The organism is Chryseobacterium fluminis (assembly GCF_026314945.1).
GTDB lineage: Bacteria > Bacteroidota > Bacteroidia > Flavobacteriales > Weeksellaceae > Chryseobacterium > Chryseobacterium fluminis.
Map to the genome: position 1 here is coordinate 3,558,478 of NZ_CP111121.1, position 15,867 is coordinate 3,574,344.

Annotated in this window: 26 protein-coding genes and 1 pseudogene; 24 read left to right on the forward strand and 3 right to left on the reverse strand. The window is 39.1% G+C overall.

Annotation, left to right across the window (positions count from 1 at the left end):
* Positions 1-2 precede the first annotated feature (2 nt).
* The 3 genes and pseudogenes from ODZ84_RS16250 to ODZ84_RS16260 all read right to left on the reverse strand — a co-directional run bounded on the left by ODZ84_RS16250 (position 3) and on the right by ODZ84_RS16260 (position 3,857).
* A complete protein-coding gene (locus ODZ84_RS16250; protein ID WP_266173465.1) occupies positions 3-737 on the reverse strand; it encodes an MIP/aquaporin family protein in 735 nt (244 codons plus the stop codon).
* Positions 738-753: 16 nt separating this feature from the next.
* Positions 754-2,251 (reverse strand): annotated as a pseudogene (gene glpK / locus ODZ84_RS16255) (glycerol kinase GlpK).
* Between the two features lie 7 nt (positions 2,252-2,258).
* Positions 2,259-3,857: a glycerol-3-phosphate dehydrogenase/oxidase gene (locus ODZ84_RS16260; protein ID WP_266173466.1), complete on the reverse strand. Its 1,599-nt coding sequence runs from the start codon at positions 3,855-3,857 to the stop codon at positions 2,259-2,261.
* 112 nt (positions 3,858-3,969) lie between these two features.
* Between ODZ84_RS16260 and ODZ84_RS16265 the strand changes: the two genes are divergently transcribed.
* The 24 genes from ODZ84_RS16265 (at position 3,970) to rpmJ (ending at position 15,866) form a co-directional block, all read left to right on the forward strand.
* Complete coding sequence (locus ODZ84_RS16265) at positions 3,970-4,734, forward strand: DeoR/GlpR family DNA-binding transcription regulator (RefSeq protein WP_266173467.1); 765 nt, start codon at positions 3,970-3,972, stop codon at positions 4,732-4,734.
* Between the two features lie 249 nt (positions 4,735-4,983).
* Positions 4,984-5,610: a 50S ribosomal protein L3 gene (gene rplC / locus ODZ84_RS16270; protein WP_007839520.1), complete on the forward strand. Its 627-nt coding sequence runs from the start codon at positions 4,984-4,986 to the stop codon at positions 5,608-5,610.
* A complete protein-coding gene (rplD, locus tag ODZ84_RS16275; protein ID WP_266173468.1) occupies positions 5,601-6,230 on the forward strand; it encodes a 50S ribosomal protein L4 in 630 nt (209 codons plus the stop codon). The genes rplC and rplD overlap by 10 nt, the downstream gene beginning before the upstream one ends.
* Before the next feature lie 3 nt (positions 6,231-6,233).
* The gene (gene rplW / locus ODZ84_RS16280) at positions 6,234-6,524 is read left to right on the forward strand and encodes a 50S ribosomal protein L23 (protein ID WP_055987507.1); all 291 of its coding nucleotides are present in this window, start codon (positions 6,234-6,236) and stop codon (positions 6,522-6,524) included.
* A 22-nt stretch (positions 6,525-6,546) separates the two neighbouring features.
* A complete protein-coding gene (rplB, locus tag ODZ84_RS16285) occupies positions 6,547-7,368 on the forward strand; it encodes a 50S ribosomal protein L2 (RefSeq protein ID WP_262149551.1) in 822 nt (273 codons plus the stop codon).
* A 2-nt stretch (positions 7,369-7,370) separates the two neighbouring features.
* Complete coding sequence (rpsS, locus tag ODZ84_RS16290; RefSeq protein WP_034702850.1) at positions 7,371-7,649, forward strand: 30S ribosomal protein S19; 279 nt, start codon at positions 7,371-7,373, stop codon at positions 7,647-7,649.
* 2 nt (positions 7,650-7,651) lie between these two features.
* Positions 7,652-8,050, forward strand: a complete 399-nt coding sequence (rplV, locus tag ODZ84_RS16295; RefSeq protein ID WP_103289182.1) for a 50S ribosomal protein L22 — start codon at positions 7,652-7,654, stop codon at positions 8,048-8,050.
* 7 nt (positions 8,051-8,057) lie between these two features.
* Positions 8,058-8,816, forward strand: a complete 759-nt coding sequence (gene rpsC / locus ODZ84_RS16300; protein WP_266173469.1) for a 30S ribosomal protein S3 — start codon at positions 8,058-8,060, stop codon at positions 8,814-8,816.
* 97 nt (positions 8,817-8,913) lie between these two features.
* Positions 8,914-9,339, forward strand: a complete 426-nt coding sequence (rplP, locus tag ODZ84_RS16305; RefSeq protein ID WP_042720939.1) for a 50S ribosomal protein L16 — start codon at positions 8,914-8,916, stop codon at positions 9,337-9,339.
* Positions 9,340-9,351: 12 nt separating this feature from the next.
* Complete coding sequence (gene rpmC, locus ODZ84_RS16310; protein ID WP_266173470.1) at positions 9,352-9,537, forward strand: 50S ribosomal protein L29; 186 nt, start codon at positions 9,352-9,354, stop codon at positions 9,535-9,537.
* 12 nt (positions 9,538-9,549) lie between these two features.
* Positions 9,550-9,804: a 30S ribosomal protein S17 gene (gene rpsQ, locus ODZ84_RS16315; RefSeq protein WP_065400323.1), complete on the forward strand. Its 255-nt coding sequence runs from the start codon at positions 9,550-9,552 to the stop codon at positions 9,802-9,804.
* Positions 9,805-9,806: 2 nt separating this feature from the next.
* On the forward strand, positions 9,807-10,175 hold the full coding sequence (rplN, locus tag ODZ84_RS16320; RefSeq protein ID WP_007839504.1) for a 50S ribosomal protein L14: 369 nt from the start codon (positions 9,807-9,809) through the stop codon (positions 10,173-10,175).
* 19 nt (positions 10,176-10,194) lie between these two features.
* Complete coding sequence (gene rplX / locus ODZ84_RS16325; RefSeq protein WP_266173471.1) at positions 10,195-10,521, forward strand: 50S ribosomal protein L24; 327 nt, start codon at positions 10,195-10,197, stop codon at positions 10,519-10,521.
* Between the two features lie 13 nt (positions 10,522-10,534).
* Positions 10,535-11,086 carry a 50S ribosomal protein L5 gene (gene rplE / locus ODZ84_RS16330; protein WP_089028770.1) on the forward strand — a complete coding sequence of 184 codons (552 nt, stop codon included), beginning with the start codon at positions 10,535-10,537 and terminating at the stop codon, positions 11,084-11,086.
* A gap of 3 nt (positions 11,087-11,089) precedes the next feature.
* The gene (gene rpsN / locus ODZ84_RS16335; RefSeq protein WP_027387207.1) at positions 11,090-11,359 is read left to right on the forward strand and encodes a 30S ribosomal protein S14; all 270 of its coding nucleotides are present in this window, start codon (positions 11,090-11,092) and stop codon (positions 11,357-11,359) included.
* A 143-nt stretch (positions 11,360-11,502) separates the two neighbouring features.
* Positions 11,503-11,901 carry a 30S ribosomal protein S8 gene (rpsH, locus tag ODZ84_RS16340; protein ID WP_266173472.1) on the forward strand — a complete coding sequence of 133 codons (399 nt, stop codon included), beginning with the start codon at positions 11,503-11,505 and terminating at the stop codon, positions 11,899-11,901.
* Between the two features lie 17 nt (positions 11,902-11,918).
* Positions 11,919-12,464, forward strand: a complete 546-nt coding sequence (gene rplF, locus ODZ84_RS16345; protein WP_266173473.1) for a 50S ribosomal protein L6 — start codon at positions 11,919-11,921, stop codon at positions 12,462-12,464.
* Between the two features lie 15 nt (positions 12,465-12,479).
* The gene (rplR, locus tag ODZ84_RS16350; protein ID WP_100377194.1) at positions 12,480-12,833 is read left to right on the forward strand and encodes a 50S ribosomal protein L18; all 354 of its coding nucleotides are present in this window, start codon (positions 12,480-12,482) and stop codon (positions 12,831-12,833) included.
* A 19-nt stretch (positions 12,834-12,852) separates the two neighbouring features.
* Positions 12,853-13,374, forward strand: a complete 522-nt coding sequence (rpsE, locus tag ODZ84_RS16355) for a 30S ribosomal protein S5 (protein WP_149246717.1) — start codon at positions 12,853-12,855, stop codon at positions 13,372-13,374.
* Positions 13,375-13,384: 10 nt separating this feature from the next.
* A complete protein-coding gene (gene rpmD / locus ODZ84_RS16360) occupies positions 13,385-13,561 on the forward strand; it encodes a 50S ribosomal protein L30 (RefSeq protein ID WP_029297759.1) in 177 nt (58 codons plus the stop codon).
* Positions 13,562-13,581: 20 nt separating this feature from the next.
* Positions 13,582-14,031 (forward strand): 50S ribosomal protein L15, encoded by a 450-nt coding sequence (gene rplO / locus ODZ84_RS16365; RefSeq protein WP_266173474.1) that lies wholly within the window; start codon positions 13,582-13,584, stop codon positions 14,029-14,031.
* Between the two features lie 9 nt (positions 14,032-14,040).
* On the forward strand, positions 14,041-15,420 hold the full coding sequence (gene secY, locus ODZ84_RS16370) for a preprotein translocase subunit SecY (protein ID WP_266173475.1): 1,380 nt from the start codon (positions 14,041-14,043) through the stop codon (positions 15,418-15,420).
* Between the two features lie 3 nt (positions 15,421-15,423).
* Entirely contained in the window at positions 15,424-15,639 is a 216-nt protein-coding gene (infA, locus tag ODZ84_RS16375) for a translation initiation factor IF-1 (protein WP_027381317.1), read from the forward strand.
* Between the two features lie 110 nt (positions 15,640-15,749).
* Entirely contained in the window at positions 15,750-15,866 is a 117-nt protein-coding gene (rpmJ, locus tag ODZ84_RS23460) for a 50S ribosomal protein L36 (protein WP_007839480.1), read from the forward strand.
* The last annotated feature ends 1 nt before the right edge of the window (position 15,867 follow it).

The window sequence follows — 15,867 nt, forward strand, 5'->3', positions numbered from 1 at the left end:
TATTAATGCGTTAAAGCCATGTATAAAATACCTGCAATAGCGGCTCCGGCAATCGGACCGAGAACCGGGATCCATGCGTAGCGCCAGTCGCTGTTTCCTTTGATGGGTAAAAGGGCGTGCATAATTCTGGGACCCAGATCACGGGCAGGATTAATCGCGTATCCGGTGGTGCCGCCTAAAGACAATCCGATCACCCATACTAAAAAGGTGACGGGTATCGCGCCTACCGATCCTAATCCTATTTTTGCATGAGTATCGGTATGTAATGTAATGTTTGGGTCTGCAAAATGAAAAATAACAAACACCAGGACAAAGGTGCCGGTCATTTCACTGATCAGGTTTGAAGAAGCTTTCCGGATAGCCGGAGAGGTGCTGAAGCACGCCAGTTTTGTGCCTTCATCTTCGGTGATGGCAAAATGATCCCTGTGGAATAGCCAGACCAAAAAGGCACCCAGCATCGCACCGGACATCTGGGCTGCAACATAAGACGGAACAGATCCCCACGGAAATTTCCCCGCAACGGCTAAACCGATGGTAACTGCCGGGTTCAGATGTGCGCCGCTCACGGATCCTGCAATGGTCACGCCTACAAAAACCGCCAGTGCCCAGGCAGTGGTAATCACGATCCAGCCCGAGCCGTGTCCTTTGGTGCCTTTCAGAACAACATTGGCCACAACGCCGTTTCCTAATAGAATCATAAACAGGGTCCCGATAAATTCTGCGGTAAATGGTGTCATACTTATTTTTTAGAAATTAATCTTCAATCCAGTTTTGTGAACGTTTTACCGCTTTGCCCCAGGTGTGGACCATCTTTTCAACCTTCTCTTTTTCCATCTGCGGGTAGAAATCCTGATCAATGATCCATTGAGACTGGATTTCATCAATGCTTTTCCAGTATCCCACCGCAAGCCCTGCAAGATAAGCAGCGCCTAAAGCTGTTGTTTCCAGTGTTTTCGGTCTTGTAATCTTAAAACCGAATAGATCCGACTGAATCTGCATCAGTAAATTGCTCGCTGATGCGCCGCCGTCTACTCTCAGCTCCAGGCTTTCTCTTCCGGAGTCTGCTTCCATAGCCTTCACAATATCATACACCTGAAAAGCGATGCCTTCCAGCGTGGCTCTGGCAATATGGCCGTTGGTAGTGCCCCGGGTGACCCCTACGATGGTTCCTCGCGCATACTGATCCCAGTAAGGTGCTCCCAAGCCTGTAAGGGCAGGGACAAAATAAACCCCACCGTTATCTTCCACAGTTTTTGCCAGGTCATTGATTTCTTCAGAAGACCTGATCAGTTTTAAGCCGTCTCTAAGCCACTGAATGGCAGCTCCGCCTACGAAAACACTGCCTTCAAGAGCATAATTGACTTCCCCGTTGATTTTCCAGGCTACCGTTGTCAGCAGGTTGTTTTTGGAGGAAACTGCTTCTTTTCCTGTATTCATTAAAAGAAAACAGCCCGTTCCGTACGTATTTTTTACCATTCCCGGGTGCGTGCACATCTGCCCGAAAAGCGCAGCCTGCTGATCGCCAGCAATACCGGCAATGGGAATTTTTGTTGAAAACAGGGTAGTGGCAGTTTCTCCGTAGATCTCACTGCTTTGTTTTACCGACGGCAACATCGACTTTGGAATCGTAAACAGCTCCAGCAAATCATCATCCCATTCCAGCGTATGGATGTTTAAAAGCATGGTTCTGCTCGCATTGGAAACATCGGTAATAAACATTTTTCCGCGGGTGAGCTTCCAGACCAGCCAGGTATCAACGGTTCCGAAGCATAATTTACCGGCTTCCGCTTTTTCGCGCGCGCCTTCCACCGTGTCAAGAATCCATTTTAATTTGGTTGCAGAAAAATAAGCATCCAAAACAAGACCTGTCTTTTCACGGATCATCTTCTGCATATCCCTGCTCTTTCAATTCGTCACAGTATTTTGATGTTCTCCGGTCCTGCCAGACAATAGCATTGTAAACAGGTTCTCCCGTTTCCCTGTCCCAGACAACGGTTGTTTCCCGTTGATTGGTAATTCCGATGGCTGCTACTTCCAGGCCGGAAATACCCGCTTTGGCGATAATTTCTGCAGCAGCAGAAATCTGGGAAGACCAGATTTCATTCGGATCATGTTCTACCCAACCCGGGGTCGGGAAAATTTGTTCAAAATTTCTCTGGGAGATAAATTCCGTTTCTCCTCTGTGATTAAATAAGATCGCTCTGGACGAAGTCGTTCCCTGGTCCAGCGCAAGAATCAGTTTCTCACGCATATCGTGTTTAATTTGGGTTAGTGTTTTTAGGAGAATAAGGCGTTAGTAAATATCCCTTTGCCAGTTCTGTAAATTCTTCGGTCTGCTGATGGATCCATTCTTCCGGTAATCCTTTTTCTTTTGCCATAATCGTAGCTACCTTTTGTGTGCTGTCGATCGCAGCTCTCGCATCCAAAAATAACAAACGAAGTCTTCTTGCCAAAACGTCTTCGATAGTTTCTGCCATTTCGTTTCGAATCGCCCATACAATTTCACCCACGGTAAATGGATGATCAGGATGTATTTTTTCTGAATATTCAGGATTATTCTCCTGTAATGCTTTTATAAAAGGAATATCCGAACCGTATACATACAGATGACTGCTTGTGTTGACTAGGGATGATTTTATATTTCCGTGAATAGAGAGATGCTCGGTCTTTGAGGTGGTCAACCCTAAATGGTGAATTTCCATCGCTTTATTAATCGTATCCTCCGCCATTTTCCGGTAGGTGGTCCATTTGCCGCCAATAATTGAAATTAACCCGGTTTCAGAAGTTACGACTTTATGGCTTCTGGAAACTTCTTTTGTGCTCTTGCTTCCGTCCTTCGGAGCAGCCAGAGGTCTCAGTCCTGCAAAAACGGATTTCACATCTTCCCGCCTTGGTTTTTTTGATAAATACTGACGCGCGGTATTGAGAACAAAGTTAATTTCTTCTTCCAGTGCCCGGGGTTCAAAGCTTTCACTTTCCAGCAGCGTATCCGTAGTTCCCACCAGGGCCCGGTCATGCCATGGAACCACAAATAAAACCCTTCCGTCCGATGTTTTGGGAATCATGATTGCATGATCACTTCTTAGAAAAGATTTGTCCAGCACCAGGTGGATTCCCTGACTCGGGACGACAAATTTTCCGTGTTCAGGATTATTCATATTCAGAATGTCATTGGTAAACACACCGGTTGCATTAACGACGACTTTTGCATGAATTTCAAATTGCTTTTTCGTTAACTGATCCTCTGCCACCACGCCTGTTATTTTATCAGAATTATTTTTCAGAAGGCCCGTTACTTTCATATAGTTCACGGCGCTCCCTCCTTTTTCAATGATCGTCTGTGCAAGATTAACAGCCAGGCGGGCATCATCGAACTGACCGTCCTGGTAAACGACTCCGCTCGCCAGGTTCTTTTGTTCGAGAGTAGGAAGTTTATCAATGGCTTTTGACTTGCTGAGGTATCTGGTTTTGCCCAAACTTAATTTACCGGCAAGAAAATCATAAACAGATAGCCCTATTTTATAATAAATTCCGCCCCACCAGTTGTAGTTGGGAATGATGAACGATTGATTTCTTACGATATGAGCAGCATTCTGGGCCAGTAAACCTCTTTCTTTCAGAGCTTCTTTTACCAGTCCGATATCTCCCTGCGCAAGGTACCGTACGCCTCCGTGCACCAGCTTCGTGCTCCGGCTCGAAGTGGCTTTTGCAAAATCATGCGATTCCAGCAAAAGGGTCCTGAATCCTCTGCTGGTGGCATCCAGTGCCGAACCCAGACCACTAGCCCCGCCACCTATCACGACAAAGTCCCATTCTTTGACGGTGCTCAGTTTTTCGAGTTCTTCATGTCGTTTCATAATGTTTCGTTATCTTTCATTTTCAAAATTATAAATTAAAATCGAAATCAAAAAGAAAATAAACGAAATTTTATGTTTCGGAAAAAAGTAATACTTTTGGAGAAACGAATTCATGGAAAAGCTGCAGCCGAGACATAGTGACATACTGAAGGAGATAGAAGAGAAAGACTATGTTCTCGTACAGGAACTGTGTGAAAAGTTCAGTGTTTCTTCTGTCACCATCCGAAAAGATCTTAGTTACCTTGAAAGCTTAGGGCTGCTTTTCAGAAACCACGGTGGAGCGAGTAAACATGTGCGGTATGCTTACGAAAAAAACGTTGATGAAAAAGAAAGCATTAATGTAGAAGCCAAACAACGGATTGCAAAGGCCGCCCTGTCCCTGATCCGGGAAAACGACTGTATCATTCTGGCTTCCGGAACCACCATGCATTATCTGGCCAGGATGCTCAAAGGCTTCGGCCCCCTCACGGTGCTCACTTCCTCTCTGCGGGTCGCTATCGAACTCTGCAATAATCCCAATATCAACATCATTCAGCTGGGAGGAGAGGTCAGAAAGAGTTCAACTTCCATTGTGGGATCTATTTCTGAATCTATTCTGAAACAATTTTCCTGCAACAAATTATTCCTCGGGGTAGATGGTCTTGATATGGATTTCGGCATCAGTACTTCCAATGCCGCAGAAGCGCATTTAAATCAGCTGATGATCGAATGCTCAGACCAGGTCGTTATTCTGGCGGATTCTTCTAAACTCAACAAAAAGGGCTTCGGCAAAATAGCGCCCCTTGACAAAATTGATTACCTGATTACCGATCATAAGATGATCGGTGAAGACAGAGACAGGCTTGAAGAAATTGGAGTGCGTGTCATCCTTACTTAAAATCAACTCCTTTTAAAATTTTTATATTTCCAAAATATATTTCCGGAAATCACGGGCGGATTATGCCAAAATTACCTAAATGATTAAAAATCAAAATATTTTGCAGCAAATATTTGTCAGTTCTAAAAATATTCATAAATTTGCACACTCATTTTAGGGGCGTAGTATGCCTATATCAAAAGTAGAAATTACTTCAGACCTCCGAAAAATGGTGATAAACAGAAGATAAATTTTATTATAACATAAACAATGTCAGGTATTATTGGTAAAAAAATCGGTATGACGTCTTTGTTTAACGAAGAAGGAAAAAACATTCCTTGTACAGTTATTCAGGCGGGTCCATGCTCGGTTTTACAGGTCAGAACCATTGAAAAGGACGGATATAAATCTGTTCAATTAGGTTTCGATGACAAGAGTGAGAAGAACGTTGGTAAAGCGTTAGCTGGCCATTTTAAAAAGGCTGGTTCTGCTCCTAAAGCTAAATTGGTAGAATTCTACAGAGAATTCGTTGATGAAGTTAAAGTAGGAGAGGAAGTAAAAGTTGATTTATTCGCTGAAGGTGAGTATGTTGATGTAACAGGTACTTCTAAAGGTAAAGGTTTCCAGGGTGTTGTTAAAAGACACGGATTTGGAGGTGTAATGCAAGCAACTCATGGTCAGCACAACAGACTTAGAGCTCCGGGTTCTATCGGTGCTGGATCGGATCCTTCGAGAGTATTCAAAGGAATGAGAATGGCGGGTAGAATGGGAGGTAAGCAGGTAACTGTACAAAACCTTCAGGTATTAAAAGTGGATCAAGAACAAAATCTTTTAGTAGTAAAAGGTGCTGTTCCGGGAGCTAAAAATTCTTATGTAATTATCAGAAAATGGAACTAGTAGTATTAAATACATCAGGAAAAGAGACCGGAAGAAAAGTAACTCTAGACGAATCAGTATTCGGAATTGAGCCAAATCAGCACGCGGTTTACTTAGAAGTTAAACAGTACCTTGCCGCACAGAGACAAGGAACTCATAAATCAAAGGAAAGAAGCGAAATTACAGCTTCTACCAAAAAACTTAAGAAGCAAAAAGGATCTGGTTCTGCAAGATATGGTGATATCAAATCTCCAACTTTCAGAGGTGGAGGTAGAGTATTCGGACCAAAACCGAGAGACTACAGATTCAAATTGAACAAAGCTCTTAAGAGATTAGCTAAGAAATCTGTTTTATCTCAGAAAATGAGAGATAACAGCATTACAGTTTTAGAAGATGTGAGCTTAGACGCTCCTAAAACTAAGGATTTCATTACTTTATTGGATGCATTGACATTAAACGGTAAAAAATCTTTGTTTATTCTTCCTGAAGCTAATAAGAATGTGTATTTATCTTCAAGAAACTTACCTAAAACTAAAGTAATGAACTTCAACGAAGTTAGTTCTTACGATTTAGTAAACGCAGGTGAGATCGTATTCTTCGAAGGTGCAGTTGAAAAATTCCAGGAAAATTTAAAGAAATAAGTCATGTCTATTATTATTAAACCAGTGATCTCAGAAAAGGCTAACTACCTTACAGATTTAAGAGGTTCTTATTCTTTCTTAGTAAACCCTAAGGCGAATAAAATCCAGATTAAAAAAGCTGTTGAAGCAGCTTATGGTGTAAAAGTAGCAGACGTTAACACGATGATTTATGCTCCGAAGGTTTCTTCGAAATACACTAAAAAAGGTCTTCAAGTAGGAAAGACAAACAAATTGAAAAAAGCGGTAATTAAACTTGTTGAAGGTGATGTTATCGATATTTTTGCTGTAAATTAATTATTAATTATAAATAATAGTAATGTCTGTTAGAAAATTAAAACCTATCACCCCAGGACAGAGATTCAGAGTTGTAAACAATTTTGAGGAAATTACTACCAACAAACCGGAGAAATCTCTAACCGTTGGTATTAGTAAGTCAGGTGGACGTAACCAAACTGGTAAAATGACCATGCGTTACACCGGAGGTGGACACAAAAAGAAATACAGAATTATCGACTTCAAAAGAAACAAGCATGATGTTGAAGCTACGGTAAAAACTGTAGAGTACGATCCAAACAGAACTGCTTTCATCGCTTTAGTGGAGTACGCAGACGGAGAAAAGAGATATATCATCGCTCCAAACGGGATCAAAGTAGACCAAAAAATCATTTCAGGTGAAAGCGTAGAACCGAATATCGGTAACGCAATGAAATTGAAGAACATTCCTTTGGGTACTGTAATTTCTTGTATCGAAATGAAGCCAGGTCAAGGGGCTATTTTAGCAAGAAGTGCTGGTTCTTCAGCTCAATTAACTTCCAGAGACGGTAAATATGCAATCGTGAAATTGCCATCAGGGGAATCCAGAATGATTCTTACTGAATGCTATGCAATGGTTGGATCTGTTTCTAACGGAGATCATCAGTTAACAGTATCAGGTAAGGCTGGTAGAAGCAGATGGTTAGGTAGAAGACCAAGAACAAGACCGGTAGTGATGAACCCAGTAGATCACCCAATGGGAGGTGGTGAAGGACGTTCTTCAGGAGGTCACCCAAGATCTAGAAACGGAATGCCGGCTAAAGGTTACAAAACAAGAAAGAAAAATAAAGTGTCTAACCGTTACATCGTATCTAAAAGAAAATAATTATGGCAAGATCACTTAAAAAAGGACCATTCATTCATCATACTTTAGATAAGAAGGTTCAGACAAACATAGAGTCTGGTAAGAAGACAGTTATCAAAACTTGGTCTAGAGCATCAATGATCTCTCCGGACTTCGTAGGACAAACTATTGCAGTACACAACGGGAAATCTTTTATCCCTGTTTATGTTACAGAGAACATGGTTGGTCACAAGCTAGGCGAATTTTCTCCAACAAGATCTTTCAGAGGTCATGGTGGTAACAAAAACAAAGGAAGTAGATAATCATGGGATCAAGAAAAAGAGAAAGTGCATTAGCACGTAAGTTAACAAATCAGGATGTAGTAAAAGCATTACATAATGATTGCCCGTCTTCTCCAAGAAAAATGAGATTAGTAGCTGATATCATCAGAGGAGTAGAAGTAGACAAAGCTTTATATATTCTAAAATATTCTAAAAAAGACGCATCTAACAAGTTGGAAAAAGTATTGCTTTCAGCAATGGCTAACTGGCAGACTAAAAACGAAGGTGCTGATATTGAAGAAGCAAATCTTATCGTTAAAGAAATTTTTGTAGACAGTGCAAGACAATTGAAGAGACTGAGACCGGCACCACAAGGTAGAGGGTACAGAATCAGAAAAAGATCAAACCACATTACATTAATCTTAGGTAAAAAAGAAAATTAATCAAGGTATGGGACAGAAGACAAATCCAATTGGTAATAGATTAGGTATCATCAGAGGATGGGATTCTAACTGGTTTGGTGGAAACGATTATGGAGACAGAATCGCGGAAGACTACAAAATCAGAAGATACCTTGAGGCTAGATTATCTAAAGGTGGGATTTCAAGAATTTATATTGAAAGAACATTAAAATTAGTTACAGTGACTATCACTACTGCTAGACCGGGACTTATCATCGGTAAAGGTGGTCAGGAAGTAGATAAATTGAAAGAAGAGTTGAAAAAATTGACTAAAAAGGATATTCAGATCAACATCTTCGAAATTAAAAGACCTGAGCTGGATGCCGTATTAGTGGCTGACAGCATCGCTAAGCAGATCGAAAACAGAATCTCTTACAGAAGAGCTGTTAAGATGGCTATCGCCGGTACCATGAGAATGGGTGCTGAAGGAATTAAAGTTCAGATCTCTGGTAGATTGAACGGAGCTGAAATGGCAAGATCAGAATCTTTCAAAGACGGAAGAATTCCTTTGTCTACTTTCAGAGCTGATATCGATTACCACATTGGTGAAGCATTGACTCAGTACGGTAAGCTAGGGGTAAAAGTTTGGATCATGAAAGGGGAAGTTTACGGTAAAAGAGAGCTTTCTCCACTAGTGGGACAACAGAAAAAAGGAGGTCAGTCTGACAGAAGAGATAACAGAGGAGGAGACAGAAGAGACAATAGAGGACCTAGAAAGAACAATAACAATAATAACAATAATAATTAAAAATTTTAGATAGAAATTTTGAATTTTAAATTACCGTTACTTTTTTAAAATAAAAAAAATCTAAAATCTAAAATCTAAAATCTAAAATTTAGAAATTATGTTACAACCAAAAAGAACCAAGTTCCGTAGAGTTCATAAGATGAAAATGAAGGGGAATGCCCAGAGAGGTAGTCAACTTGCTTATGGAACTTTCGGGATCAAGGCGACAGAAGGTGCTTGGATCACTGCAAGACAAATTGAAGCTGCACGTATCGCTGCGACAAGATATATGAAGAGAGAGGGTCAACTATGGATCAAAATCTTCCCGGATAAGCCAATTACTAAAAAACCTGCGGAAGTACGTATGGGTAAAGGTAAAGGTGCTGTGGAATATTGGGTAGCTGTAGTAAAACCGGGTAAAATTATGTTCGAAATCGGAGGAGTACCTTACGAGATCGCTAAGGAAGCTTTAAGACTTGCTGCACAGAAATTACCAGTAGTTACTAAATTCATCGTTGCTAACGACTTTGTTAAACCTCTTTAATCTTTGAATACAATGAAAAAAGCTGATATTAAAAATTTAAGCGCAGAGGATGTTCAGGCTCAATTAGCTGATGCAAAAGCTCAATATTCTAAAATGAAATTGGCTCACAAAATCAGCCCGCTTGAAAACCCGATCCAAATCAGAGATTTGAGAAAGACAATCGCAAGACTAAATACTGAGTTAACTAACAAACAATAATTTCATTTTACAATGGATAGAAATTTAAGAAAAGAAAGAATCGGAGTGGTTTCCAGCAATAAAATGGAAAAAACTATTGTTGTTAGTGAGACTACAAGAGTAAAGCACCCGATGTACGGTAAATTCGTTTTGAAAACGAAAAAATATACTGCACACGACGAGAACAATGAATGCGCAGAAGGCGATACAGTTTTGATCCAAGAAACTAGACCTTTGAGCAAGAGCAAGAGATGGAGATTAGTAAGAATCATTGAAAAAGCTAAGTAATAATGTTACAAACAGAATCAAGATTAAAAGTTGCTGATAATACAGGTGCTAAAGAAGTATTGGTTATCAGAGTTCTGGGAGGAACCAGAAGAAGATATGCTTCAGTTGGTGATAAAATCGTTGTTACTATCAAAGATTCCACACCATCAGGAAACGCTAAAAAAGGTCAGGTATCTAAAGCTGTAGTAGTAAGAACTAAGAAAGCAGTGAGAAGAAAAGATGGTTCATACATCAAATTCGAAGACAATGCTTGTGTATTACTAAACGCAGCGGGAGAAATGAGAGGAACACGTGTTTTCGGACCAGTTGCTCGTGAGTTGAGAGACAAAGAATATATGAAAATCATTTCATTAGCTCCTGAAGTACTTTAATATTTAAAAGTTTAAAAAAATGTCAAAGTTAAAAATAAAAAGAGGAGATAACGTCATCATTACTACCGGTAAGAAAGATATCAAAGGTAAGACAGGTGAAGTTATTGAAGTGATCAAAAAAGAAGGAAGAGACCCTAGAGTTATCGTTGCAGGACTTAATATCGTTAAAAAACACGTTAAGCCTTCAGCTTCTAACCCTCAAGGAGGAATCACTGAGAAGGAAGCTTCTATTCATATCTCTAATGTAGCTTTAGTTGGTAAAGACGGAAAAGCGATCAAAGTCGGTTACAAAATCGAAGGAGATAAGAAAGTAAGAATCAACAAACAAACGGGTGAAACTTTATAATTTTAAATAACACATGGAATATATAGCAAGACCCAAAAAAGCATATAAAGAAACGATTGTTCCTGCAATGATGGAAGAATTCGGGTACAAGTCAGTAATGCAGGTACCTAAATTGGAAAAAATCATCCTTTCTCAAGGGTTAGGTGATGCTACTGCAGACAAAAAAATCATTGATTATGCTGTTGAAGAATTAACGAATATCACTGGTCAGAAGGCTGTAGGTACGATCTCTAAGAAAGACGAAGCTGCTTTCAAATTGAGAAAAGGAATGCCTGTAGGGGCCAAAGTTACTTTAAGAGCTCACAAAATGTATGAGTTCTTAGACAGACTTACCGCTTCTGCTTTACCACGTATTAGAGATTTTTCTGGTATCAAGGCTGATGGTTTCGACGGTAGAGGTAACTATAACTTAGGAATTACTGAGCAGATTATCTTCCCTGAGATCGTAATTGACAAAGTGAAAAAAATCCAGGGGATGGACATCACTTTCGTAACAACTGCGAAAACAGATAAAGAAGCGAAAGCATTATTAACTCACTTCGGTTTACCATTTAAAAAGAACTAAGAAATGGCTAAAGAATCAATGAAAGCGCGTGAGCGCAAAAGAGAAGCACTAGTTGCTAAATACGCTGACAAAAGAAAAGCTCTTAAAGAAGCAGGTGATTACGAAGGTTTGCAAAAACTTCCTAAAAACGCTTCTCCTGTAAGATTACACAACAGATGTAAATTAACAGGTAGACCAAGAGGATACATGAGAACGTTCGGTATTTCCAGAGTAACTTTCAGAGAAATGGCAAACAACGGTCTTATCCCGGGAGTTAAAAAAGCTAGTTGGTAATAATTACTAATTAAAAATCGGGACAATTAAGTTGTCTGGATACTAAAGAATAATATCAGACCGAAGTTTTCTGAAGTCTGATATTTTACTCTTCAAGTCCTTTCAATACTGATTGTCTTTAACCAATAATTTATAAAAGAAAAATGGTAACAGATCCAATTTCAGATTTCCTAACAAGAGTAAGGAACGCACAAAGCGCAGGCCATAAAGTGGTGGAAATTCCTGCATCGAAAATCAAAAAGGAGATTACTAAGATCTTATTTGATCAAGGGTATATCTTAAACTACAAGTTTGAAGATAGCGCTGTTCAGGGAACGATCAAAATCGCTTTAAAGTACGACAAACAAACCAGCAAACCGGCGATCAAGTCTATTCAGAGAGCTTCTAGACCAGGTTTGAGACAGTACAAAAGTTCAACTGAGCTTCCAAGAGTACTAAACGGTTTGGGTATTTCTATCATCTCTACTTCAAGAGGAGTAATGACTGACAAGAAAGCTAGAGAAGAGAAAGTAGGCGGTGAAGTAATCTGCTATGTTTATTAATTTTTAATCACAGGAAAATGTCAAGAATTGGTAAAGCAATTATAACAGTTCCAGCAGGAGTTACTGTCACTGAAAATAATGGTGTGGTAACGGTTAAAGGTCCTAAAGGAGAACTTTCTCAGGAGCTTACAGCAGGAATTACTTTAGAACAGAATGATGGGGTACTGAACGTGAACAGACCATCAGATACTAAACAACACAAAGCGCTTCACGGTTTATACAGAGCGTTAATCAACAACATGATTGTTGGTGTAAATACAGGTTTCGAAAAGAAACTGGAATTAGTAGGGGTAGGATACAGAGCTTCTCACTCAGGTCAGAAACTTGAGTTGGCTTTAGGATTCTCTCACGGTATCGTACTAGAACTTCCAGGTGAAGTGAAAGTAGATACATTGACTGAAAAAGGTAAAAACCCAATTATTACTTTAACGTCTCACGACAATCAACTTCTTGGAATGGTAGCTGCAAAGATCCGTTCTTTCAGAAAGCCTGAGCCATACAAAGGAAAAGGTGTTAAATTCGTAGGAGAAATTGTTAGACGTAAAGCTGGTAAATCTGCTTAATAAATTATAAGTATTATGGCATTAAGTAAATTAGAAAAAAGAATAAGAATAAAAAGAAGAGTAAGAGGGAAAATCTCTGGATCTTCTGAATTGCCAAGATTATCTGTATACAAAAGTAATAAGGAAATTTACGCTCAGTTAATCGATGACAACAGTGGAAAAACTTTAGCTTCCGCTTCTTCAAGAGAGAAAGGAGTTGACGCTAACGGAACAAAAACTGAAGTTTCTGCTGCTGTAGGTAAAGCCATCGCTGCTAAAGCTATCGCTGCAGGAATTGAAAATATTGTATTTGACAGAAACGGTTTCGTATACCATGGAAGAGTGAAAGCTCTTGCTGATGGTGCGAGAGAAGGTGGACTTAAATTCTAATCATTAAATTTCGGAAAATATGTTAGGACTAGATAATATAGAAAGAGTAAAACCGGGAGGATTAGAACTTAAAGATCGTCTCGTAGCTGTTAACAGAGTAACAAAAGTAACAAAAGGAGGTAGAGCTTTCGGATTTTCTGCAATCGTTGTAGTAGGAGACGAAGCCGGTACTATCGGGTTTGGTTTAGGAAAGTCTAAGGAAGTAGCTTCTGCTATTGCTAAGGCAGTAGAAGATGCTAAGAAAAACTTGGTAAAAGTTCCTGTAATGAACCACACCATTCCTCACCAGACTTCTGCCAGATACGGTGGTGCAGATATCTTCTTGAGACCTGCTTCTCACGGTACAGGATTGATTGCCGGTGGTGCGGTAAGAGCGGTACTTGAGTCTGCTGGAGTTCATGATATCCTTTCAAAATCTAAAGGATCTTCAAACCCTCACAATGTGGTAAAGGCGACTTTCAAAGCATTGTTAGATATCAGAAGACCAGAAGAAATTGCAAGAATGAGAGGAGTTTCTCTAAGTAAAGTGTTTAACGGTTAATAGATAAACAATGGCAACAATTAAAGTAAAACAAGTAAGAAGCGCTATTGGTAGAACAAAAACCCAAAAGAGAACGCTTGAAGCATTAGGATTAAAGAAACTTCACCAAGTTGTAGAACACGAAGCTACTCCTTCTATCTTAGGAATGATAGCTGCAGTTAGTCATTTACTTGAAGTTCAAAAATAATTTTTAAAAAAGAAATTAAAATGAATTTAAATAACATAAAACCTGCTGCAGGATCTACTTTCAATTCAAAAAGAATTGGTAGAGGACAAGGTAGTGGAAAAGGAGGTACTGCTACGAAAGGACATAAAGGACAGAAAGCAAGAGCCGGTTATTCTCAGAAAATCGGTTTTGAAGGAGGTCAGATGCCTTTACAAAGAAGATTACCTAAATTCGGATTCAAAAACATAAACAGAAAAGAGTTTAGAGGAATTAACCTGGATACCATTCAGACTTTAATCGAAAATAAATCTATCACTGGAGATATTACAAGAGAAGTTATGATTGAGAACGGTTTAATTACTAAAAACGAATTAGTGAAAATTATGGGTAGAGGAGAATTGAAATCTGCGGTTTCGATCTCTGCTGACAAATTCACTAAATCTGCTGAAGAGCTTATCACGAAAGCAGGTGGACAAGCAATTACCTTATAATAATTACTAATGAAAGAATTTATACAAACACTTAAAAATATTTGGAGTCTTAAAGAACTTAGAGATAAAATTATCTTTACTTTAGGAATTATCCTTGTGTATAGATTCGCATCTTATATCTCTCTTCCGGCAATTAACCTTGCGGAAGTAGGAGATCTCTTAGAGCATTATAAAAGTCAGGGCGGTAACAAGCAAGGAGCAGGTCTCCTTGGCTTGCTTTCGTCGTTTACGGGAGGGGCATTCAGTCATGCTTCCGTGATGGCGTTAGGAATCATGCCTTATATTTCTGCTTCTATTATTGTTCAGTTGATGGGGATGGCAATCCCTTATCTTCAGAAACTTCAGAAAGATGGAGAGTCAGGTAGAAATACATTGAACCAAATTACAAGATGGTTAACGATCGGAGTCTGTTTAGTACAGGCGCCTTCTTACTTAACTTCTATTACTCAATTATTCTTACCATATGCTCAATTCTCTTCTGCATATTATGTAGAGCCAAATTCTATTATGTTCTGGTTACCAAGTATTGTAATACTTGTTGCAGGATCTGTATTTGCCATGTGGCTGGGTGAAAAAATTACTGATAAAGGAATCGGAAATGGTATTTCCATCCTTATTATGGTCGGTATTTTATCCAGACTTCCGGAAGCATTTGTACAGGAAATGGCCGTGCAGAACGGAAAAGGAGGAATGGGATCTATCATGATCCTTATTGAAGTAATTTTCTGGATGTTGGTAGTTCTTTTAGCAGTAGTATTATCTGTTGCTGTCAGAAAAATCCCGATCCAGTATGTAAGCAGAGCTCAAGCAAGAGGAGGTGTAAACAGAAATCTTATGCAAGGAGCAAGACAGTGGATCCCATTGAAAGTAAATGCTGCAGGTGTAATGCCGATTATCTTTGCCCAGGCATTGATGTTCGTTCCTGGATTATTAACGAAATTCGATGAATCAAACACTTTTCTTGCAGGTTTCAAGAATGTTTTTAGCTGGCAATACAATGTATTGTTTGCGCTATTAATTATTATCTTCTCATTTTTCTATACTGCGATTACCATTCCGGTAAACCAAATGGCTGATGATTTGAAGAGAAACGGAGGTTTAGTACCGAAAGTAAGACCCGGGAAAGAAACCGCTGATTATTTAGATGATATTTTATCAAAAATTACCTTGCCAGGTGCAATATTTTTATCTATCTTTGCAGTCCTTCCGGCAATTGTGCATGGAAGCTTTGTTCAGACAGATGCGTTCGCCCTATTTTTCGGGGGAACATCATTATTGATTATGGTTGGAGTAATTTTAGATACTGTTCAACAGATTAATACTTATCTGCTGAACCATCATTATGATGGCTTAATGCAGTCTAAATTATCAAGAACGACTGGATATTAATTTATGGCGAAACAAAAACATATTGAACAAGACGGCGTTATTACGGAAGCACTTTCGAACGCTCAGTTCCGTGTAGAACTGGAAAATGGGCATATCCTTATCGCTCATATTTCTGGTAAAATGAGAATGCACTATATTAAACTTTTACCTGGTGATAAGGTAAAATTAGAAATGTCCCCGTATGATTTATCAAAAGGGAGAATTACATTCAGATACTAAACAAATGCCAAATGGAATATTTATTTCATTTGGCTCTTGTTAAAAAATAAATACTATCAGAATGAAATCGAAAGATTTTATTGGCAGTTAAAAAAATAAATATTTTCAAAATGAAAGTAAGAGCATCAATTAAAAAAAGAAGTGCTGATTGCAAAATCGTACGCAGAAAAGGTGTACTGTTTGTAATCAACAAGAAAAACCCAAAATTTAAACAAAGACAAGGCTAAA

What these genes read in the sequence shown, in the direction of transcription:
- rpsC (WP_266173469.1), top strand. Translation starts at nt 8,058, where the DNA reads ATGGGACAGAAGACAAATCCAATTGGTAATAGATTAGGTATCATCAGA.
- secY (WP_266173475.1), top strand. Translation starts at nt 14,041, where the DNA reads ATGAAAGAATTTATACAAACACTTAAAAATATTTGGAGTCTTAAAGAA.
- rplB (WP_262149551.1), top strand. Translation starts at nt 6,547, where the DNA reads ATGTCTGTTAGAAAATTAAAACCTATCACCCCAGGACAGAGATTCAGA.
- ODZ84_RS16250 (WP_266173465.1), bottom strand. Translation starts at nt 737, where the DNA reads ATGACACCATTTACCGCAGAATTTATCGGGACCCTGTTTATGATTCTA.
- rplF (WP_266173473.1), top strand. Translation starts at nt 11,919, where the DNA reads ATGTCAAGAATTGGTAAAGCAATTATAACAGTTCCAGCAGGAGTTACT.
- rpsE (WP_149246717.1), top strand. Translation starts at nt 12,853, where the DNA reads ATGTTAGGACTAGATAATATAGAAAGAGTAAAACCGGGAGGATTAGAA.
- ODZ84_RS16265 (WP_266173467.1), top strand. Translation starts at nt 3,970, where the DNA reads ATGGAAAAGCTGCAGCCGAGACATAGTGACATACTGAAGGAGATAGAA.
- rpmC (WP_266173470.1), top strand. Translation starts at nt 9,352, where the DNA reads ATGAAAAAAGCTGATATTAAAAATTTAAGCGCAGAGGATGTTCAGGCT.
- rplC (WP_007839520.1), top strand. Translation starts at nt 4,984, where the DNA reads ATGTCAGGTATTATTGGTAAAAAAATCGGTATGACGTCTTTGTTTAAC.
- rplD (WP_266173468.1), top strand. Translation starts at nt 5,601, where the DNA reads ATGGAACTAGTAGTATTAAATACATCAGGAAAAGAGACCGGAAGAAAA.
- rpmJ (WP_007839480.1), top strand. Translation starts at nt 15,750, where the DNA reads ATGAAAGTAAGAGCATCAATTAAAAAAAGAAGTGCTGATTGCAAAATC.
- rplE (WP_089028770.1), top strand. Translation starts at nt 10,535, where the DNA reads ATGGAATATATAGCAAGACCCAAAAAAGCATATAAAGAAACGATTGTT.
- rpsS (WP_034702850.1), top strand. Translation starts at nt 7,371, where the DNA reads ATGGCAAGATCACTTAAAAAAGGACCATTCATTCATCATACTTTAGAT.
- infA (WP_027381317.1), top strand. Translation starts at nt 15,424, where the DNA reads ATGGCGAAACAAAAACATATTGAACAAGACGGCGTTATTACGGAAGCA.
- rpmD (WP_029297759.1), top strand. Translation starts at nt 13,385, where the DNA reads ATGGCAACAATTAAAGTAAAACAAGTAAGAAGCGCTATTGGTAGAACA.
- rplR (WP_100377194.1), top strand. Translation starts at nt 12,480, where the DNA reads ATGGCATTAAGTAAATTAGAAAAAAGAATAAGAATAAAAAGAAGAGTA.
- rplW (WP_055987507.1), top strand. Translation starts at nt 6,234, where the DNA reads ATGTCTATTATTATTAAACCAGTGATCTCAGAAAAGGCTAACTACCTT.
- rpsN (WP_027387207.1), top strand. Translation starts at nt 11,090, where the DNA reads ATGGCTAAAGAATCAATGAAAGCGCGTGAGCGCAAAAGAGAAGCACTA.
- rplP (WP_042720939.1), top strand. Translation starts at nt 8,914, where the DNA reads ATGTTACAACCAAAAAGAACCAAGTTCCGTAGAGTTCATAAGATGAAA.
- rplV (WP_103289182.1), top strand. Translation starts at nt 7,652, where the DNA reads ATGGGATCAAGAAAAAGAGAAAGTGCATTAGCACGTAAGTTAACAAAT.
- rplO (WP_266173474.1), top strand. Translation starts at nt 13,582, where the DNA reads ATGAATTTAAATAACATAAAACCTGCTGCAGGATCTACTTTCAATTCA.
- ODZ84_RS16260 (WP_266173466.1), bottom strand. Translation starts at nt 3,857, where the DNA reads ATGAAACGACATGAAGAACTCGAAAAACTGAGCACCGTCAAAGAATGG.
- rplN (WP_007839504.1), top strand. Translation starts at nt 9,807, where the DNA reads ATGTTACAAACAGAATCAAGATTAAAAGTTGCTGATAATACAGGTGCT.
- rpsH (WP_266173472.1), top strand. Translation starts at nt 11,503, where the DNA reads ATGGTAACAGATCCAATTTCAGATTTCCTAACAAGAGTAAGGAACGCA.
- rpsQ (WP_065400323.1), top strand. Translation starts at nt 9,550, where the DNA reads ATGGATAGAAATTTAAGAAAAGAAAGAATCGGAGTGGTTTCCAGCAAT.
- rplX (WP_266173471.1), top strand. Translation starts at nt 10,195, where the DNA reads ATGTCAAAGTTAAAAATAAAAAGAGGAGATAACGTCATCATTACTACC.